The sequence below is a fragment of the Streptosporangium sp. NPDC002544 genome, from assembly GCF_040295965.1.
Lineage (GTDB): Bacteria > Actinomycetota > Actinomycetes > Streptosporangiales > Streptosporangiaceae > Streptosporangium.
In genome coordinates, this window is record NZ_JBEOWJ010000030.1 from 36,235 (window position 1) to 54,291 (window position 18,057).

General features: G+C 72.1%; 18 protein-coding genes. 5 read left to right on the top strand and 13 right to left on the bottom strand.

Annotated elements, in window-relative coordinates; all coding sequences use genetic code 11:
• Positions 1-47: 47 nt before the first annotated feature.
• Positions 48-728, bottom strand: coding sequence for a fasciclin domain-containing protein (locus ABT061_RS35225; RefSeq protein WP_350926235.1), 681 nt, complete (start codon positions 726-728; stop codon positions 48-50).
• Positions 729-938: 210 nt separating this feature from the next.
• Between ABT061_RS35225 and ABT061_RS35230 the strand changes: the two genes are divergently transcribed.
• Complete coding sequence (locus tag ABT061_RS35230) at positions 939-1,400, top strand: PPOX class F420-dependent oxidoreductase (RefSeq protein WP_350926237.1); 462 nt, start codon at positions 939-941, stop codon at positions 1,398-1,400.
• 105 nt (positions 1,401-1,505) lie between these two features.
• Here ABT061_RS35230 and ABT061_RS35235 read toward each other — a convergent pair whose 3' ends face one another.
• Positions 1,506-2,150 (bottom strand): hypothetical protein, encoded by a 645-nt coding sequence (locus ABT061_RS35235; protein ID WP_350926239.1) that lies wholly within the window; start codon positions 2,148-2,150, stop codon positions 1,506-1,508.
• 17 nt (positions 2,151-2,167) lie between these two features.
• Between ABT061_RS35235 and ABT061_RS35240 the strand changes: the two genes are divergently transcribed.
• Positions 2,168-2,359: a hypothetical protein gene (locus ABT061_RS35240; protein WP_350926241.1), complete on the top strand. Its 192-nt coding sequence runs from the start codon at positions 2,168-2,170 to the stop codon at positions 2,357-2,359.
• Between the two features lie 25 nt (positions 2,360-2,384).
• On the opposite strand, the gene ABT061_RS35245 is transcribed toward ABT061_RS35240, so the two are convergent.
• From ABT061_RS35245 to ABT061_RS35255, 3 genes are read right to left on the bottom strand one after another with little or no spacing between them, the layout of a single operon-like run.
• Positions 2,385-3,488, bottom strand: a complete 1,104-nt coding sequence (locus ABT061_RS35245; protein ID WP_350926243.1) for a Gfo/Idh/MocA family protein — start codon at positions 3,486-3,488, stop codon at positions 2,385-2,387.
• Entirely contained in the window at positions 3,485-4,234 is a 750-nt protein-coding gene (locus tag ABT061_RS35250; protein WP_350926245.1) for a sugar phosphate isomerase/epimerase family protein, read from the bottom strand. Before ABT061_RS35250 ends, ABT061_RS35245 begins: the two co-directional genes overlap by 4 nt.
• The gene (locus tag ABT061_RS35255; protein ID WP_350926247.1) at positions 4,231-5,151 is read right to left on the bottom strand and encodes an ROK family protein; all 921 of its coding nucleotides are present in this window, start codon (positions 5,149-5,151) and stop codon (positions 4,231-4,233) included. Before ABT061_RS35255 ends, ABT061_RS35250 begins: the two co-directional genes overlap by 4 nt.
• Positions 5,152-5,433: 282 nt before the next feature.
• On the opposite strand from ABT061_RS35255, the gene pgm reads away from it, so the two are divergent.
• Complete coding sequence (gene pgm / locus ABT061_RS35260) at positions 5,434-7,074, top strand: phosphoglucomutase (alpha-D-glucose-1,6-bisphosphate-dependent) (RefSeq protein ID WP_350926249.1); 1,641 nt, start codon at positions 5,434-5,436, stop codon at positions 7,072-7,074.
• Between the two features lie 124 nt (positions 7,075-7,198).
• On the opposite strand, the gene ABT061_RS35265 is transcribed toward pgm, so the two are convergent.
• On the bottom strand, positions 7,199-7,735 hold the full coding sequence (locus tag ABT061_RS35265) for a hypothetical protein (protein ID WP_350926251.1): 537 nt from the start codon (positions 7,733-7,735) through the stop codon (positions 7,199-7,201).
• 321 nt (positions 7,736-8,056) lie between these two features.
• Positions 8,057-8,749: a mycothiol-dependent nitroreductase Rv2466c family protein gene (locus ABT061_RS35270; RefSeq protein WP_350926252.1), complete on the bottom strand. Its 693-nt coding sequence runs from the start codon at positions 8,747-8,749 to the stop codon at positions 8,057-8,059.
• Between the two features lie 387 nt (positions 8,750-9,136).
• Here ABT061_RS35270 and ABT061_RS35275 point away from each other — a divergent pair, with 387 nt between their 5' ends.
• Both ABT061_RS35275 and ABT061_RS35280 read left to right on the top strand, forming a co-directional pair.
• Complete coding sequence (locus tag ABT061_RS35275) at positions 9,137-10,660, top strand: glycoside hydrolase family 3 protein (protein WP_350926253.1); 1,524 nt, start codon at positions 9,137-9,139, stop codon at positions 10,658-10,660.
• 247 nt (positions 10,661-10,907) lie between these two features.
• Entirely contained in the window at positions 10,908-11,801 is an 894-nt protein-coding gene (locus ABT061_RS35280; protein WP_343977259.1) for a MurR/RpiR family transcriptional regulator, read from the top strand.
• 123 nt (positions 11,802-11,924) lie between these two features.
• Here the strand turns inward: ABT061_RS35280 and ABT061_RS35285 are convergent, their stop codons facing one another.
• The 6 genes from ABT061_RS35285 to ABT061_RS35310 form a co-directional block, all read right to left on the bottom strand.
• Positions 11,925-13,022 carry a serine hydrolase domain-containing protein gene (locus ABT061_RS35285; protein ID WP_350926256.1) on the bottom strand — a complete coding sequence of 366 codons (1,098 nt, stop codon included), beginning with the start codon at positions 13,020-13,022 and terminating at the stop codon, positions 11,925-11,927.
• The gene (gene murQ, locus ABT061_RS35290; protein ID WP_350926258.1) at positions 13,015-13,935 is read right to left on the bottom strand and encodes an N-acetylmuramic acid 6-phosphate etherase; all 921 of its coding nucleotides are present in this window, start codon (positions 13,933-13,935) and stop codon (positions 13,015-13,017) included. Before murQ ends, ABT061_RS35285 begins: the two co-directional genes overlap by 8 nt.
• 128 nt (positions 13,936-14,063) lie before the next feature.
• A complete protein-coding gene (locus ABT061_RS35295; RefSeq protein WP_350926260.1) occupies positions 14,064-14,933 on the bottom strand; it encodes a GNAT family N-acetyltransferase in 870 nt (289 codons plus the stop codon).
• Between the two features lie 32 nt (positions 14,934-14,965).
• Complete coding sequence (locus tag ABT061_RS35300) at positions 14,966-15,976, bottom strand: ABC transporter ATP-binding protein (protein ID WP_350926262.1); 1,011 nt, start codon at positions 15,974-15,976, stop codon at positions 14,966-14,968.
• Positions 15,973-17,097 (bottom strand): ABC transporter ATP-binding protein, encoded by a 1,125-nt coding sequence (locus tag ABT061_RS35305; RefSeq protein WP_350926264.1) that lies wholly within the window; start codon positions 17,095-17,097, stop codon positions 15,973-15,975. Before ABT061_RS35305 ends, ABT061_RS35300 begins: the two co-directional genes overlap by 4 nt.
• Before the next feature lie 3 nt (positions 17,098-17,100).
• Entirely contained in the window at positions 17,101-18,003 is a 903-nt protein-coding gene (locus ABT061_RS35310; RefSeq protein WP_350926266.1) for an ABC transporter permease, read from the bottom strand.
• Positions 18,004-18,057 lie beyond the last annotated feature (54 nt).

Below are 18,057 nucleotides of genomic sequence, written 5' to 3' on the forward strand. Positions count from 1 at the left end.
GCAGGCACCCCTCGCCCGGCCGGATCGCGACCACTGGGCCACCGCGATCACTTGGGCTTGAGCACCCCGTCGATGAGGTAGACGACGGCGTTGGAGGTCTGGATGTCGCCGCAGACGACCTTGGCGTCGTTGACCGTGTAGTCCTCACCGGAACCCTTGACCTTCAGCGTTCCCCCCTCCATCGTGGTCAGCTCGCCCTCCGCGAGGTCCTGCGGAGTCTTCTTCCCCTCGACGACGTGGTAGCCCAGGAGCTTGGTCAGCTTCTCCTTGTCGCCCAGGATCTTGTCGAGCTTCTCCTTCGGGATCTTGTCGAACGCGGCGTTGGTGGGCGCGAACACCGTGATGTCCTTGGCGGAGTTGAGCTTCTCGGACAGACCGGCCTGATCGATCGCCTTGGACAGCGTGGACAGGTCGGGGCTGGAGGCGATGGCGGTGGCGACCGGCTGCGTCGCCATCTCGCTGGGACTTCCCGCCCCGCTGGTGGGCAGAGACGCGCAGCCGGGGCCGAACGGCTCCGTCATCGCGCCCGAAGGCTCGGGCGATCCGCTCTCGCCGGGCATCATGGATTCCGTGGGCGCGGCGCTCTCCATCGGCGGGCTGGAGGCCATGTCCGTCGGAACCGGCGTGGGAGAGGTGATGCGCGCGGGGGCGGCGACCGCCTGCGCGGCGGGGACGGCGGACAGGGCGAGCACGGTCAGGGCCGATGCCAGAAGAGACTTCTGCTTCACGGTTATCTCCTTGATTGGGCGGATGAGCCACCGGGGTCCGTCGGCCGGTTCCCGAGCCACTCATGTGCTGTATTGGAGATCAATTCCCTGAGATTTGGCGCCAAATGCCCCATTAGAAGACTCTTGACCACATATCTCCCGAGAAAGAGGGCCATTTTCCACCCGGCAGAGCGTTAATTCAGGCGCGCCGTATCCCCGTACAGTAGGAGTATGAGCCCAAAGATCGCGACCAACGAGGTCGTCTCACACGACCGGCTTCTGGATTTCCTCCGTGATCGCCACCGCGCGCTGGTCATCACGACGCGGCGCGACGGCAGGCCACAGGCGTCCCCGGTGACCTGCGGCGTCGACGCCGAGGGCCGCATCGTGGTGTCCACCTATCCCGAGCGCGCCAAGGCCTCGAACGCCCGCCGCGACCCCCGGGTGAGCGTCGTGGTCCTGTCGGACGACTTCGACGGCCCCTGGGTGCAGGTGGACTGCGCGGCCGAGGTCCTCGACCTGCCCGACGCCCTCGAACCGCTGGTCGACTACTACCGGTCGATCTCCGGCGAGCACCCCGACTGGGAGGAGTACCGCGCGGCCATGACCCGGCAGGGCAAGTCGCTGCTGCGTCTCACCCCCGAGCGCTGGGGCCCGATCGCCACGGGAGGCTTTCCCGCCCGGCTGGCGTGAATCGCCCCGGCCCGGCCAGGACCGCCTCCCGGAGGCCAGGGCGCCCTGCTGGGAACCGGTGTCACGGTGGCGCCGCACACCTATCGGCCCGCCGCTCCGTTCCTCCTACGGGGCCTGCCCCAGGTTCACGGTGATCTCTCCGCCTAGCCGGAAACCGCCGCTCAGTTCGAGGTCGTCACCACTCCAGAACCGGCCCGGGTCGTACCAGTTCGGCCTGCGGCCGCCGGGCAGGAGCCCCATGGCCTCGTAGGTGACCGCGACGACCTCGGCGCAGTAGGCGCTCTCCAGGGCGCTCTCCCCGGTGCCCCGCTTGAAGATCCTGGGCACCCGCCCCTTCGCCCAGCGACCGGCGAGCCTGGCCGTCGACGGGAACGGCGTGCCGTCCAGCCGGGCGACGGTGCGCAGAACGGCGTCCTCCATCTCGCGGGTGACCTGCGGCTCCAGCTGCCTCAGCCAGCCGCGCTGGCCGTATCTGGTGGCCCAGACCGTGACCGCCTCCTGCAGGTCGTGCAGCTGCACACCGCGCTGGTTGGTCCCTGACCACAGGTCGGGCAGGGACCGGCCCAGCTCGGCGTGCCACATCATGGGGGGCATGTCCTCGATGACCACCGACATTCCGACGTGGTTCACCGGGCTGTTCGTCACGGTCTGGATGGCTCGATCGGGCACCGTTCGGCCGCGGAACAGCCACACGTCGCCGGTGCGGGTCAGGTTGACTGCCTCATCGAGGCTGATGCTCTTACCGGACATTCCGCTAGCGTAGGCACATGCGATGGTGGAAGGTACTCGGTCTGGCAGGTGTCGCAGGTGTCGCGGCCACGGGGGTGGTGATCGCGCGAGCCGAGCGCCGCCGGCAGGCCTACACCCCGGACGAGATCCGCACCCGCCTCCGCGCCCGCCTGGCGGAGTCCTCCGAGGGCGGCCCCGAGGCCGTCGCCCCCGCCGACCGGAACCCCTGACCATTCGGGCGCGGCCGTCCGGGGATCAGCCGAAACGGATCTCGGCCGGATCCCACCCTTCAGGCAGTGGTGCGGGCGCCGGGCAGGTGCTGGCGATCTTCACGAACTCGGCCTGCTCCGAGGACTCCGCGACGGCGATCATCGTGTCGAGGACGTGCAGGCCCAGCTCGCCGGTGGCGCGGTGCGGCCTTCCCTCGCGGATGGCCTGGGCCATGTCGAGCACGCCCAGACCACGACCGGCCTCGGTGCCCGTCGTGGGAGCCGGCACCCATTCCTCGTCGGCGGCCCGGCGCAGTCGCACCTCGCCCCCGAACGTGTTGGGATCGGGCACCTGCATGGTCGCCTCGGTGCCGGTGATCTCGATGAACCCGGCGCGGCGGAGCGGCGAGTCGAAGCTGAAGATCATTGTGGCCGCCTGTCCCGCGGCGAACTCCAGCAGCGCGGTCGTGTGGGTGGGGACCACCGCGGGAAAACGCGTGCCGGCCCTGGGCCCTGAGCCGATGACCCGCTCGTCTCTGGCCCTGCGGCCGACGGCGGCCACCCGCTCCGCCGGGCCGAACAGGGTCACCAGGGCCGTCAGATAGTAGGGGCCCATGTCGAACAGCGGCCCGGCCCCCGGCTGGAAGAAGAACTCGGGGCTGGGATGCCACGACTCGGGGCCCGGACTCTGGAACAGGGTCAGGGCGGTGAGCGGCGTGCCGATGGCCCCCTCGGCCACGAGCCGGGCCGCGGTCTGCAGCCCCGCGCCCAGAAAGGTGTCGGGGGCACTGCCCAGGAGCACCCCCGCCGACGCGGCGGCCTCGACCAGTTCCGCTCCGGACTCCCGGTCCACCGTGAACGGCTTCTCGTTGTAGACGTGTCTCCCGGCCAGAACGGCGGCGAGCGCCACCTCGGCGTGCGCGGACGGGACCGTGAGGTTGATCACCAACTCCACGTCGGGGTGCGAGATCGCTTCCTCCGGTGCGGCCGCCACCGGCACGCCGTAGCGCGCCGCGACCTCTTCGGCACGTGCCCGGTCGAGGTCGGCGCACGCCACCACCCGCACGCCGGGGAAGGAGGCGAGGTTGTTCAGGTACTGGTGGCTGATGTTCCCGCAGCCGACGATCGCCACTCCGAGCGGCCCGGTCACGAGCTCACCCGCCCGGCGGCGACGAGGCCGGTCAGGTAGGCGTGGCTGTCGGCCAGTGCCTGGAACATGTCGGTGGCACAGTGGTCGAGCTCCACGATCCGCACCGCGCCCGGAGCGGTGTTCAGCGCGTCCACAATGGGCACCTCACCCGAGCCGACCGCGGTCATCGGGCCCTGGAGGGTGGCAGGTCCGTCCTTGACGTGCAGGTGGCTCACCCGCTCGCCCAGCCGGGCCAGCAGCCCCGAGGGGTCGACCCCGCCGGTCGCCGCCCAATAGAGATCGACCTCCAGCAGCACCGAGGGGTCCAGCAGGTCGGCCAGCACCTCCAGCGCGGGGCGGCCCTCCACCCGCTGCTCCAGCTCCCACCAGTGGTTGTGGTAGCCGAGCCGCAGGCCGTGGTCCGCCGCCTCCCTGGCCACCTCGCCGATGGTCCTGGCCGCCTGCTCCAGCTCCTGCCTGCCGGCGAACCACTCGGCGGGGGCGGCGGGCACGATGACGGTCGTGGCGCCGATGGCCGCGGCGGCGGCCAGCGCCGTCGCGCGCCGCTCGTCGAGCAGCGGGGCGTGCACGCTGCACACCGCGAGCCCGGTCTCCTCCAGCTCCTCGCGGAGCCCATCCGGATCGAGGTGCGCGTCGTACGGCTCGACCGCGCCGTACCCCATCTCGGCGATGCGGCGCAGCACGGCGCGGCGGTCGACGGCCGCCTGTTCGCGCACGGAGTACAACTGGACGGCGAGTGGGCTCATCGGCTCTCCTTGAGGACCAGTGCCGCGGCGCCGTACAGGCCGGCGTCGCGTTCCAGACGGGTGCGCTCGACGTTCAGGCGGCGCAGGAAGCCAAGGCCCGCCTGCTTGACGACCGCCTGGCGCAGCGGGGTGAGCAGGGTCTCGCCCGCCCCGGAGACGCCGCCCCCGATGACGACGTCGTCGATGTCGAAGAGCGCCGCCGTGGTGAGGATCGCCACGGCCAACGCGTCGGCGGCCCGCTGGAAGGCCAGCTGGGCCATGGGGACTCCGCGCGCGGCGTCGGCCGAGAGCGTGCGGGCGTCCGTCGGGGTACCGGGGTCGCCCCAGCCGTTCGCCAGCGCCCAGCGGACCATGCTGGGGCCGCTGGCGATCGTCTCCAGGCAGCCGGTCGCCCCGCAGGGGCAGAGCTCACCGTTCCGGTCCACGGAGATGTGCCCGATGTGCCCGGCGTTTCCTGTCGGTCCCAGGTACGGCACCCCGCCGAGAACCAGCCCGCCGCCCACGCCGGTGGAGACCACGATGCCCAGCAGTGCCCGGGAGCGCGAGCCGTGCCCGCCCCGCCACCACTCCCCCAGCGCCATGCACTGCGCGTCTCCGGCGAGCGTGACGGGGAGGCCGGGAAGGAGCTCGCCCACCGTGCCGACCAGCGGGAAGTCACGCCAGGAGGGGATGTTCACCGGGCTGACCGTGCCGGCGACGGCGTCAAGGGGACCCGCGGAGCCGATCCCGACCCCGCTCAGGCCCCCCGTGCCGGTACCGCCGCCGGTGCCCGCGCCGACGTCGCGGACCAGCAGGGCCAGCGTCGCGGCGGGGTCGTGGCCGACCGGCAGTTCCACCCTGCGGACCATGGTGCCGTCCGGCCTGACCAGCGCGGCGGCGAACTTGGTGCCGCCGATGTCGATCGCGAGGGCGGTCACCGGCCGCCCCCGCGGGCACGCCGGTGCGCGGGGGGACGGCAGGTGGCCACCGGGAGCACCACGTGGCTGTGCAAGGGGATCCTCCGGTGATCAATGGAACAAAGAGTACGTTCCCCCGGCGGCCGGGCAAACAGGCTGAAGGTATGACGATGCTGACAACGTTGTCAACGATGCGCGGGGAGTGTGGGGCACCGGTCCAGCACACTGGCCGGACAGCTTGCGAAAACTGTCCGATTCCAGGAGTAGATACGGTTAGCTCAGGAGTGACGTGAGGAGACTGTGATGACGCACGAACGCGCGGGACAGCCCGCCGAACCGTCCGATCTGGTCGATGTGGCGCGCCTGGTGACGTCCTACTACGCGCTGCACCCCGATCCGGGCGAGGTCGGCCAGCGGGTGGCGTTCGGGACGTCGGGACACCGGGGCTCCTCGCTGAACGTCGCGTTCAACGAGGACCACATCCTCGCGACCAGCCAGGCCATCGTGGAGTACCGGGCCGCCCAGGGTGTCGACGGCCCGCTGTTCCTCGGTGCCGACAGCCACGCGCTGTCGGAACCGGCCCGGGTTTCCGCGCTGGAGGTCTTCGCGGCCAACGGGGTGACGGTCATGATCGACAGCCGGGACGGCTACACCCCGACACCGGCGGTCTCCCACGCGATCCTGGCCCACAACCGGAAACGCGCCGCGGGCCGCGCCGACGGTGTGGTGGTGACCCCCTCGCACAACCCGCCAGGCGACGGCGGCTTCAAGTACAACCCGCCGCACGGCGGCCCGGCGGACACCGACGCCACCACGTGGATCCAGGACCGGGCCAACGCGCTGATCGCCGAAGGCATGAAAGAGGTCAGAAGGCTCCCGTACACCAGGGCGCTGGCCGCCGACACGACCGGCCGCTACGACTTCCTCGGCCACTACGTGGACGACCTGCCCTCGGTGCTCGACCTTGACGCCGTCCGGGAGGCGGGGGTGCGCATCGGCGCCGACCCGCTGGGCGGGGCGAGCGTCGCCTACTGGGGGGAGATCGCCGAACGGCACCGGCTGGACCTGACGGTGATCAACCCGCAGACCGATCCGACGTGGCGGTTCATGACACTGGACTGGGACGGCAAGATCCGGATGGACTGCTCGTCGCCGTACGCGATGGCCTCGCTCATCGCCAGTCGCGACGCCTTCGACGTCTCCACCGGCAACGACGCCGACGCCGACCGGCACGGCATCGTCACCCCCGACGCCGGTCTGATGAACCCCAACCACTACCTCGCCGTGGCCATCTCCTATCTCTACTCCCACCGGCCCGGCTGGCCCGCGGACGCGGGAATCGGCAAGACGCTGGTGAGCAGCCGGATGATCGACCTGGTGGCCGCCGAGAAGGGCAGGCGACTGGTGGAGGTCCCCGTCGGGTTCAAGTGGTTCGTCCCGGGCCTGCTGGACGGCTCGCTGGGCTTCGGCGGCGAGGAGAGCGCCGGGGCGTCGTTCCTGCGGCGCGACGGCGAGGTGTGGACCACCGACAAGGACGGCCTGATCCTGGCGCTGCTCGCCTCGGAGATCATCGCGACCACCGGCCGTTCGCCGAGCGAGCACCACGCCGACCTGGTGGCCAGGTTCGGCGACCCCGCCTACGCCCGCGTCGACGCCCCCGCGACCCGGCAGGAGAAGGCGGTGCTCGCCAGGCTCTCGGCCGAGCAGGTCACCGCCGACACCCTCGCCGGGGAGGCGATCACGCAGGTGCTCACCTCCGCCCCCGGCAACGGCGCCGCCATCGGCGGGCTCAAGGTCTCCACCGAGAACGCCTGGTTCGCCGCCCGCCCCTCGGGCACCGAGGACGTGTACAAGATCTACGCCGAATCCTTCAGGGGAACCGAGCACCTGGCACAGGTCCAGCGGGAGGCACGCGACCTGGTCTCGGCGTCCCTGAGCAGATGATGACGAGGTGAACAGGTACCGGGCGGCCGGGTCGCGGGTGTGCCCCGTGAACCCGTCGTAGACCGTCGGCCGCCCGGCCCGCTCCTTCGCGTGGTCCTCCTGATGGTCCCCGCCCGCGGGGACCTTAGGCGGGGGGACCTTTGCCACGCGGCCCCGCGCCCAGCCGCCAGCAGCGCAGCGCCACCCAGCACCCGGACCCGACGCCGATCAGCGCGGCCAGCGCGTACACCACTTTGCCGGCCGCGTCCGAGATGTAGCCGTTGCCTGCGACGAGGACGGCCATGAGCAGCGCGGCCAGCAGCCCCACACCCGCGCCTCCCACGATGCCGAGCAGCCCAGCTCCCAGCGCGCGCGACAGGCGGCCCCTGCGACGGGGCACCGGCACCATGACGGTCATGATCCGGCCCACGACGAGGGCGGGGTCGTCGTCGATCCCGCCGGCGACGAGTTGGACGGTCACCCCGCCCCGCTCTGGTTCGCTCAGGCAGATCCACTGGCGGTCGTCAAGGAAGACGGTGGCCCCGCCCGCGCCGGGAACGATCAGCCACAGGAACGGCGTGCCCTCGGGAAACGCCCTGACGCCGTGGCGGGCCGTCGGGGCGTGCAGGTCGAGCGCGGCGCCAAGGGCTCGCAGCGCCACCTCCTGGCCGGATTTACCCACGGTGACCTCCCTCCCTTCGTAGCGCACGCCGGCCGCCTGCTCCAAGGGCCCCGGCGGGCGGCGTTCAGGCGGAGCTCACACGGGGGACCTACCAAGGGAACGGGCCCCGGCGGGGGAACCGTCCACGACGGAGAGACCGGCGAAGCCGCGCCTGCCACGAACCCCGGCAGCGCGGCGGCGGCGAACCTCACGCTCCATCACACTCGGGGGCCTGCCCTCAGGCAGGGGCGACGAACACGATGAGGCATGTCGTTCACGAAAGAACGGGCCATTTCTCCGCAAAGGGCGGCGAGGGCGCGGGGAGAGAGACCCCGTTCCGCGCTAGGGGGCCTCCGGGAAGGTGCGGGGATCCGCCCGGTCCGTGACCCGCTTGAGCTCGAAGAACGCCTCCTCGGTGGCGAGCACCTTGAACGCGTCCCAGAGCCGCCCGGCCCGCTCACCGACCGGGATCTCACTGATGACGGGGCCGAACTGCCCGGCGTGCCCGTTCACCGAGATGGTCGGGACGCCGATCAGCGACTGGTTCCGCTTCCCGGCCGGCACCAGGGCGTGCGAGGCGTGGATCGCGTCGTCCCAGCTGGGATCGGTTCTCGCGGCGAGAAGCCCGGCGGGCAACCCGGCGTCGGCCAGCGCGGCGGCGATCACCGGTGCCAGACCCTCCATCGCGGCCCGCCAGTCGGTGAGGCCGCCGGCGGCGACGGCCTCGCGGGACCGCCGGAACAGGCCGTCCGCGCCGTGGTAGCGGGTGCCGAGCGCGGTGTAGAGGTCACCGACGGCGACGTTCCCCGCCGCCTCGCGCGCCGCGGCGAACACCCGGATGGTGCCCCGGCCGAGTTCGACGATCTCGCGGTACTCCTCGGACATCTCCTGTTTCTCGTTGAGCACCGCCAGGCTCATCTCCCGCCAGTTGACCGTGATGGGACGCACCTTGCCCACCTCCACGATCCAGCGGGAGGTGATCCAGGCCCAGGGGCAGCCGGGATCGAACCAGAAGTCGACCAGATCCTCGCTCACGGCGATCCTCTTTCCTCGGAAGTCCTCATTCCAGGATGGAACCTCAACCGCGATGGAGGTCAAGGGCGGGCCGGAGATCACTGGAGCGCGTGGAGAACATGGCCGCGTCAGGGGACCCGGCCTTTCGAGCCCGCCCCGCTCGTGTGCCACCCTTCTCTCACGGGACCTTCGAACACGGCGTCGTCACGAACGGCTGATCGAATCCGACAGCTCCCGCACACCGGCAAGGCATTCCCGGCAGCGCGAATCTCGATCAAGAGAATGACAAAAAGCTACTTTCAGGGCAGCCACTATGAAGAAAAGTGTCATTAATGTGTAACCTGCTCTGGGACGCCCCCCGCCGCCGACCTGTCCGAAGACGCCTCCCTCGACCGAGAAGGTGACCGCATGCCCCACCGCAGCCCCGACCTGGCCCGGCTGGCCATGACCGTCCTCCAGCCGGGCTTCGACGGCACCGAGCCTCCCGGCTGGCTGCGCCGCGGGCTCGGCGAGGAGGGTCTCGGCGGGACGGTGCTGTTCGCCAGGAACCTCACCGGCCCCGCCCACACGGCCGAGCTCGTCGCCCGGCTGCGCGCGGAGAATCCCGCCGTGGTGGTCGCGGTGGACGAGGAGGGCGGGTCGGTCACCCGCCTGCAGGCCGCGAGGGGCAGTTCGTGGCCGGGTAACCGGGCGCTGGGTGTGGGCGACGACGTCGAGCGGACCCGGCTGGTCGCCCAGGAGATCGGCCGTCTCCTCGCCGCGGCCGACATCACCCTCGACTACGCCCCGGTGGCCGACGTCAACGCCAACCCCGCCAACCCGGTGATCGGCGTCCGCTCCTTCGGCCCGGACCCGGAGCTGGTCTCCAGGCACACCGCGGCCTGGATCCTGGGACTTCAGGGCGCCGGGGTCGCCGCCTGCGCCAAGCACTTCCCCGGTCACGGCGACACCCACACCGACTCCCACCATGCCCTGCCGACCGTGCACGCCTCCACAGAGCTTCTCGCCGAGCGCGACCTGCCGCCCTTCCGCGCCGCGGTGGCAGCCGGAGTACGGGCCGTCATGTGCGGCCACCTGCTGGTCCCCGCCCTCGATCCGGACAACCCCGCGACGCTGAGCCGGCGGATCATGACCGGGCTGCTCCGCGAGGAGATGGGATTCGACGGCATGATCGTCACCGACGCCATCGAGATGCGCGCCGTCGCAGCCCTCCACCCACCGGGGGAGATCGCGGTCCGCGCCCTGCTGGCAGGGGCCGACGCGATCTGCGCGGGCATCTCCTCCCCCGGCGGCGAGAGCGTCCACGAGCTGCGCGACGCCATCGTGGACGCCGTACGGGAGGGCAGGCTCCCCGAGGAGCGGCTGGCCGAAGCGGCCTCGCGCGTGCTGGCCCTGTCCCGCTGGTACGCCGCGAGTGGCGCCGTGGAGGCCCGAGCGGCCCAGAGCGCCGCGCGGGACGGGGATGGCCCGGGAGACGAGGAGCTCGGCCTGAGGACGGCCCTCGCGGCCATGCGCGTGGTCGGCACCCCGCCGGCGCTCTCCGGACCACCGCTGGTCGTCGACATCGCTCCTCGGCTGAGCCAGGCGGTCGAGCCGGGTACGCCCACCGGCCTCATCGGCGCCTTCGCCGAGCTGGTGCCGGACACCACCGGGCACGTCGTCACCGCGGACAGGCCCGAGCTACCCGAACTGTCCGGCCCCGGCGGCGAGAGGCGCCCGCTGGTCCTGGTGGTACACGACGCCTGGCGCCACCCCTGGGTCAGGGACCTGCTGGCACGGGCCGTCACGCTGCGCCCCGACGCCATCGTGGTCGAGACCGGAGTGCCCGGCGAGCCCACCGGAGCCGTGTACGTGACCACCAACGGCATCTCCCGGGCCTCGGCCCGCGCCGTCGCCCACTGGCTGACCACCGACCCGGAAGGCGCTCATTGACCTCCTCCCCACGGCCGAGAGCAGGAGATCCCACCTCCCACCGGCAGCCGGCCGGGTCCCACCTCTCCCCCACCGGCGTCCCACCTCTCCGCCGGCCTCTCCGCCGGCCCGACGGCGAGAGCACCACGCGGCGTGCTTCGGTAGCTTGGTTATCGCCACCCCCGAACACCCCGCAGAACCATGCGGCACCGCGCCGCCTTCCCTCCCCAGAACCAGAACTCGGGGTCTCCACGCTCAAGGAGATTTGATGAACGTCCTCGACGGCCCCACCCCCGTGAACCTGGTGGCCACGGTGAGGGCCGTCCTGCCCTCGCTCACCCCCGCGGCCCAGGCCATCGCCCGCCTCATACTCGACGATCCCGGCATGGTGGCCCGCAGCACCATCACCGAGTTCAGCGCGGTCTCCGGGACGAGCGAGGCCACGATCGTGCGCACCGCCAGGGCCCTGGGCTTCGCCGGATACTCCCAGCTGCGCTTCGCGCTGGCCGCCGCGGTGGCCAGGGACCAGCCCGAGCGGCTGGTGCCCGGTGACCTCGGCCCCGACGACCCGCTGACCGACGTGATCGCGAAGGTGGCCAGGGCCGAGGCCGAGGCGCTGGCCGACACCGCGGCGCAGCTCAACCCCGACCGGCTGGGCGCGGTGGTCGAGGCACTGATCGCCGCACGCAAGATCGATGTCTACGGAGTGGGCGCCTCCGGGCTCGTGGCGGCCGACATGGCGCAGAAACTGATGCGGATCGGCCTGCCCGCCCACGCCTTCACCGACGCGCACCTGGCGCTGACCAGCGCGGCACTGGTACGGGCGGACGACGTCGCGGTGGTGGTCAGCTGCACCGGCGAGACCCCCGACGTGCTCGCGCCGCTGCGCGTCGCGCAGCGGGCGGGTGCGACCACGGTGGCCATCACCAACAACCCACGCTCCTCCCTGGCCGAGCTCACCGACCACGTCCTGGTCTCGGCCGGCAGGGAGACGGTCTTCCGCCCGGGGGCGCTGGCCAGCCGGATCAGCCAGCTCCTGATCGTCGACTGCATCTTCGTCGGCATCGCGCAGCGCACCTTCGAGACCTCGGACGCCGCGCTGCGGGCCACCAGGGACGCCATCGACGGGTTCAGAGCCGACCACCGCCGCCGAAGCAGGTAGCACGCCGGGCCGGAGAGCCCGAACACGGTCGTGCCGATCGACGCCCCGCATCGGCCCGCCTCGGAAGCCGCCGTCACCTGCACCGCGAACCCTCGTGGCCGCGATCGCGGCCACGGCACGGGTTCAGGACAGGCGCAGGGCCTCGGCGGCGACGGCGTGGCGCAGGTCGCGAATGCCCGCGCGACCGCGCAACGGATGGACGTTGTTGGTCAGCAGGACGACGGCGAGGGCGCGTCCGGGGTCGATGACGAGTGAGGTTCCGGTGAAGCCGGAGTGGCCGTAGGCGTCGGTGAGCGGGCCGACGATCGCGGGGTCGCCGATGCGCACACCCAGGCCGTGACGGAAGTCCGCGCCCTCGACGCCGTGGTCGCGGGTGATCTCGGCGACCGTGGCGGGGCGCAGGACCGGCACGCCTCCGGTGCGCAGCGTCTCGGCGAAACGCAGGAGATCACCGGCGGTGGAGAAGATCCCGGCGTGCCCGGCGACCCCGCCCAGGCCGTGCGCGGTCTCGTCGTGGACCTCGCCGCGCACGCACCCCGGCCCCGGGCGTTCCGGCTTGTGCTCGGTGGCGACGGCCCTGGGCAGCAGGACCGCGGCCGGACGGTAGCCGGTGTCGGACAGGCCCAGCGGGCCGGTGACCCGGGCGCGGGTGAGCTCGTCCAGGGGCGCCCGCCCGGCGATCTCCGCCACCCGGCCCGCCGTGATCAGCCCGACGTCGGAGTAGAGGTAACGCCCGCCCGCGGGGCCGATCGGCGGTGTCGAGAGGATCCGCTCCATACGCCTGGCGTGGACCTCGGGGCCGTCGCCGGGAATCTCCTCGTGAGCCCTGCGGCTCGGCGGCAGGCCCGCCGTGTGGGTGAGCAGATGCCGCAGGGTGGCCTCGGGGGCGCCGCCGTAACAGGTGGGCAGCCAGGCGGCGACGGGCTCGTCCAGGCCGAGGCGGCCCTCCTCGACCAGCGACAGGATGACGGCGGTCGTGAAGAGCTTGGTGACCGAGGCGAGATCGAAGATCGAGTCGTGCCCGGCGGGCGGCCGGTCGGCGGCGAGCTCCTCCGAGGCCGACGAGTAGCGTACGCTCTCCCCCACGGCCGCGGCGGCCACTGTGACGCCGCCGACGGCGATCGCGGCCACCGCCGCCGAGCAGACGCGCGGCACCGCCGCTCCCAGGATCTCGGCCAGCCTGCCCCCTTCGTCGGGAGGGTCCGCCGGAGGCTCAGGCACCCCGGCTCCGCCCCGCCGCCTCCAGCGCCGCCTCCAACTGGTCACCGTGCCGCTCCAGCAGGACCCGCGCGCCGTCGGCGTCGAGGCCGTGCTCGATCATCAGCACCGCGACCTTCACGTGCCACTCGGCCGCCTCCAGCGCGGAGCGGGAGACCGGCAGGGCGGCCCCGGTGATGTCGCTGACCATCCGGGCCGCGCGGTCGGCCAGCTTGGAGTTCATCGCCGACACTTCGATCATGGTGTTGCCGTAGGTACGACCCAGCCTGACCATCGCGATCGTGGAGATCATGTTGAGGACCAGTTTCTGCGCGGTCCCCGCCTTGAGCCTGGTGGAGCCGGTCACCACCTCCGCGCCGACGACCACCTCGATGGGGTGCAGCGCGGCCGCCGACAGCGGGGTCGCCACGTTGCACGACAGCCCCACGGTCAGCGCGCCGCGGCGGCTCGCCTCGGCGAGCGCGCCGAGCACGAAGGGCGCGCGGCCGCTGGCGGAGATGCCCACCACCGAGTCGAGCGCGCCCACCCCCCTCTCGGCGATGGTGGCTGCTCCCCCCTGCTGGTCGTCCTCGGCGCCCTCGACGGAACGGGTCAGCGCGGGGGAACCCCCCGCGATGACCCCCTGCACGAGTTCGGGATCGGTGCCGAAGGTCGGCGGGCACTCGGAGGCGTCCAGCACGGCCAGCCGGCCCGACGTCCCCGCGCCCACGTAGAACAGGCGGCCACCGGCCTTCATCCGGGCGACGACCGCGTCGATCGCGGCCGAGATCTCCGGGATCGACGCGGCCACCGCCGCGGGCACCGTGCTGTCCGCGGCGTTCATCAACCGGGCCACCTGCTCGGTCGAGAGCAGGTCGATCCGGTTGTAGCGAGGATCGCTCTGTTCGGTGGAAAGCGCGGAAAGCGGATCACTCATGGCGTCCAATGTCATTGAAGTTCCTGTCTCGCTACCGTCAAGTAAATGATCTTCTGACAATGCGGGCGTTGTAGGCGTATGTCGGGCTGGGGCGGGACCCATCGGGCCGCGCCGGCGGGCTGGGGCCGTCACCGCAGATCACGGCGGTAAAGCCAGAAGACCCGCTCGGCGTGCGCACCGACCGCCCGGGCGTAGAAGTGCAGCGGCCCCACCCAGCCGATCTGGGCACTCGACATGCCCGCGGCCCGCTGCTCGGCAAGGCAGCGGCGCAGGAGCACGCGGCCGACGCCCAGGCCCCGCGCGGCCGGCGTGGTGCCCATCGGACCGAACCAGGTGGGCCTGGCCCCCCACGCCGCGAAGCCGAGGAGCTTCCCCTCCCCGACGGCGTAGTGGCAGCCGACGGCCTGCTCCGCCTCCCACGCCCAGTTGCCGTTCCACTGCTCCCTGACGAAGGCCGACACCGCGGCGCGGTCCCCGGGGGCGGCGGCGTGCACGGTGACCCCCAGGTCCGCCAGCCGCGCGAGGTCGGCGTCGACGGACAGGTCGCCGGTGAGATCGACGGTCATGTTCCAGGCGACGTTGTAGCGCTCGTAGCCGAGGCTCTCGGCCAGGCAGGCCGCCTCGGTGTAGCGCACGTCGATGCCGGGCCAGGCGTAGGCGGGCGGGTTGCCCGCGAGGCGGACCTCGGTCGCCCCCTGGCCGCGCAGCCAGTCCTCGGCCGCGGCGACCAGCGCCCGGCCGAGCCCCGCCTCCCGGGCCTCGGGACGCACGGCGAGCAGGTCGACGTGGCCCGCGTACGGATCGCGCGCCGACATGGAGACGAACACCACGCCGTCGAGGTCGCGCGTCACCAGTGCCGTCCAGCGCCGGCACCCGGGCGGCTCGGCGAGCCGGGCGACCAGGCTCGCCGCCTCCCCGGTGTCCAGGGTGAGCGCGGACTCGGCGATCCCGGCGAGCGCCGCCGCGTCGGCCGCGGCGGCCTCACGGATCCCGGGCACCCCGCGCGTCCCGCGACCGTTCCCCGGCGGGTTCACGACCGGCCGATCGGCATGGCGACGACGTTGCGGGGGGTGGGGTGGAAGCAGGCGTGCTCCTGGGGCGTGTCCCCACCGTGACCGAGCACCGGCTGCTCGGACTCGCAACGACCGGTGCTGAACGGGCAGCGCCGGGCGAACAGGCAGCCCGCGTCGTGGCGGCTCTCGTCGAGCGTCCCTGCCGGCGTCACCCGCTGCTCACCCGGCCGCTCCAGGCCGTGCAGCACCGGGATGGCCGACAGCAGCGACTGGGTGTACGGGTGCACCGGGTCGGAGATGATCGTCTCGACATGGCCGCGCTCGACGACCTGCCCCCGGTAGATGACGTACAGCTCGCCGTCGTCGCCGATGTAGCGGGCGGTCGCCACGTCGTGGGTGATGAAGAGCACGCTCACCCCGAGGTTCTCGCGCAGGTCCTTGAGCAGGGCGAGGATGCCAAGCCGCAGCGACACGTCGATCATGGAGACGGCCTCGTCGGCGACGAGCATCTCGGGGTCGACGGTGAGTGCCCGGGCGATGACGACCCGCTGGCGCATGCCGCCGGAGAGCTGGTGGGGGTAGCGGGGCAGCACGTAGCCGGGATCGAGACCGACCAGTTCCAGCAGTTCCCTGGCGCGCCCGTCCGCCCATGACCGCGAACGGCCGGTCTGCCCCGCCCGCAGCGACAGCGGCGCGTCCAGCGTCTGGTGCACGGTACGGGTCGGGTTGAGCGCCGAGTACGGGTCCTGGTGGATGAGCTGGATGCGGCGGAAGTACGGCTCACGCTGCCGCGGGCGCAGCGACGACATGGGCGTGCCGTCGATGGTGATCTCTCCGGAGTCGTGCCCCTCCAGCCCGGCGATGATCCGTCCGAGCGTCGTCTTGCCGCAGCCGGACTCTCCGATGAACGACGCCGCCCCGCCCTTCGGGATGGCGAAGTCGACGCCGCGCAGCGCCTTCACCTCCCGTCCGGCGAGCGCGCCTCCTCGTTGCCTGAAGGTCTTCGTGATGTGCTGCCCCGTGATCACGCCTTCTCCTCCCTGGTCTCCGCGTCGCGGGCGGCGACGGCGTGGCAGGCCACGATCCACTCGCCGTACGGGACGGCGGGCGGCTCCTCGGTCTCACAGACGTCCATGCGCAGGTCGCAGCGTTCCCTGAAGACGCATCCCCGTGCGGGAACGGTCCCAAGCGTCGGCGGGCGGCCGGGCAGCGCCCTGGCCTCCCCGAGGTCGCCGACCAGGCGAGGGATGGCCCGGACCAGACCCCGGGTGTAGGGGTGGCGAGGCGCGCCGAGCACCTCGGTGGTCGGCCCCTGCTCCACCACCCGCCCGCCGTACATGATGACCAGCCGGTCCGCGACCTCGGCCACCACGCCGAGGTCGTGGGTGATGACGAGCGTGGTGAGCCCGCGCTCCTGGTGGACCTCCCTGACGATCCGCAGGATCGTGGCCTGAGTGATCATGTCGAGTGCGGTGGTGGGCTCGTCCAGCACGACGAGGTGGGCGTTGAGGACCAGCGCGAACATGATGCCGACCCGCTGGCGCATCCCTCCCGACAGCTCGTGCTGGTGGGAGTCGAGCACGCGCGTGCCGTCCATGCCCATCCGGCCGAGCAGGTCCTTGGCGTCCCTGACCAGCCCGCGCAGGTCCCGGATCTCGTGCGAGCGCCCCAGGTCGAGCAGTTGCTTGCCGACGGTCTTGAGCGGGTTGAGGGAGTTCTGGGCGGCCTGGAAGACGTATCCGATGTGCCGGCCTCTCGCCCTGCGCAGGTCCTCGCCCCGCAACCGGGTGACGTCGCCGAGCCCGTCGATCTCCACGCTGCCCGACCTGATCCTGCCGGGCGGCTGGACCGCGTTGAGCAGCGACAGCGCCAGGGTGGACTTGCCGGACCCGGACTCACCGACCACCCCGGTGATCGTCCCGGGCGGTAGATCCAGGTCGATCCCGGACACGGCGGGCAACTCTCCCGCCGCCGTCCGGTAGACGACGGACAGGTCCCTGACCCGCACTCCCGGCGGCCCGCTCCTCTCCGCGTCGCGGGTGCCCGCGGCACCGCGGGTGTTCCGGGCGGCCTCGGCGCTTCGGACGCCCACGGCCGCGGACAGCCGCTCGCCCAGTGTCATGGACACCTTCTCAGCAGGTACGAACATCGGTCACTCCTCCCGCAGCCGGGGGTTGAAGATCTCGTCCATGGCGTCGACGACGAGGACGATGCCCAGGGTGAGCAGCAGGATCGCCAGTAGCGGCGCCAGCATGTACGGCAGCGCGGCGGTCGTCGTCAGCGCGCCGCCGCCGAACACGGCGAGGTTGAGCATGACGCCCCAGTTGTTGGCGTCGAACGGCAGGACGCCCAGGAAGAACAGGCCCACCTGCGCGTACACCGCGCCGGTCACCGCGATGAGCGTGTTCATCGCGATGAAGGGGGCCATGCTGGGCAGCAGTTCCCTGCCGACGATGTGCCTGGTGGACAGGCCGAGTCCCCTGGCCGCCTCGACGAAGCCGCGCTCGCGCAGCGAGAGGGTCTGCGCCCGTACGGCGCGCGCCACCCCGCCCCAGCCGAGGAGTCCGAGCACCAGGCCCATCTCGATCGCGCCGGTGAACTTCCAGATCGTCGACAGCACCAGCAGCAGCGGGAGACCGGGGATGGTCAGCTTCATGTCGGTGATCCGCATGAGCACGCTGTCCCAGCGCCCCCGCCTGAACCCGGCGAACAGCCCGACCGCGGTGCCCAGGGCGACCGTGATGACGGCGGTGACCAGGGCGGTCAGCAGGACGTACCGGGCCCCGGTGATCACCAGGGCGAGCACGTCCGTACCCTCGAAGTCGGTGCCGAAGGGGTGCGCCCAGCTGGGCGCGGCGTAGAGCGCGTTGTCGTCGCGCGGCAGCCGCTCGGGGTAGAGCAGTGGCCCGAAGACACCCATGAACGCGAACACGCCCAGGATGACCACGCCCACCAGCCGGCTGGGCTTGCGCCGCAGGACCCGCCAGACGCCGCGCCGGAAGTTGCGCCGCAGCGTCGCGCGGGTGCCGCCCCTGGTGATGACCGGCGCGGTCATGCGATCTCTCCCGCCGGCCGCCCGCCCTGGACGCGGTGTCCGCCGGCTGTCGTG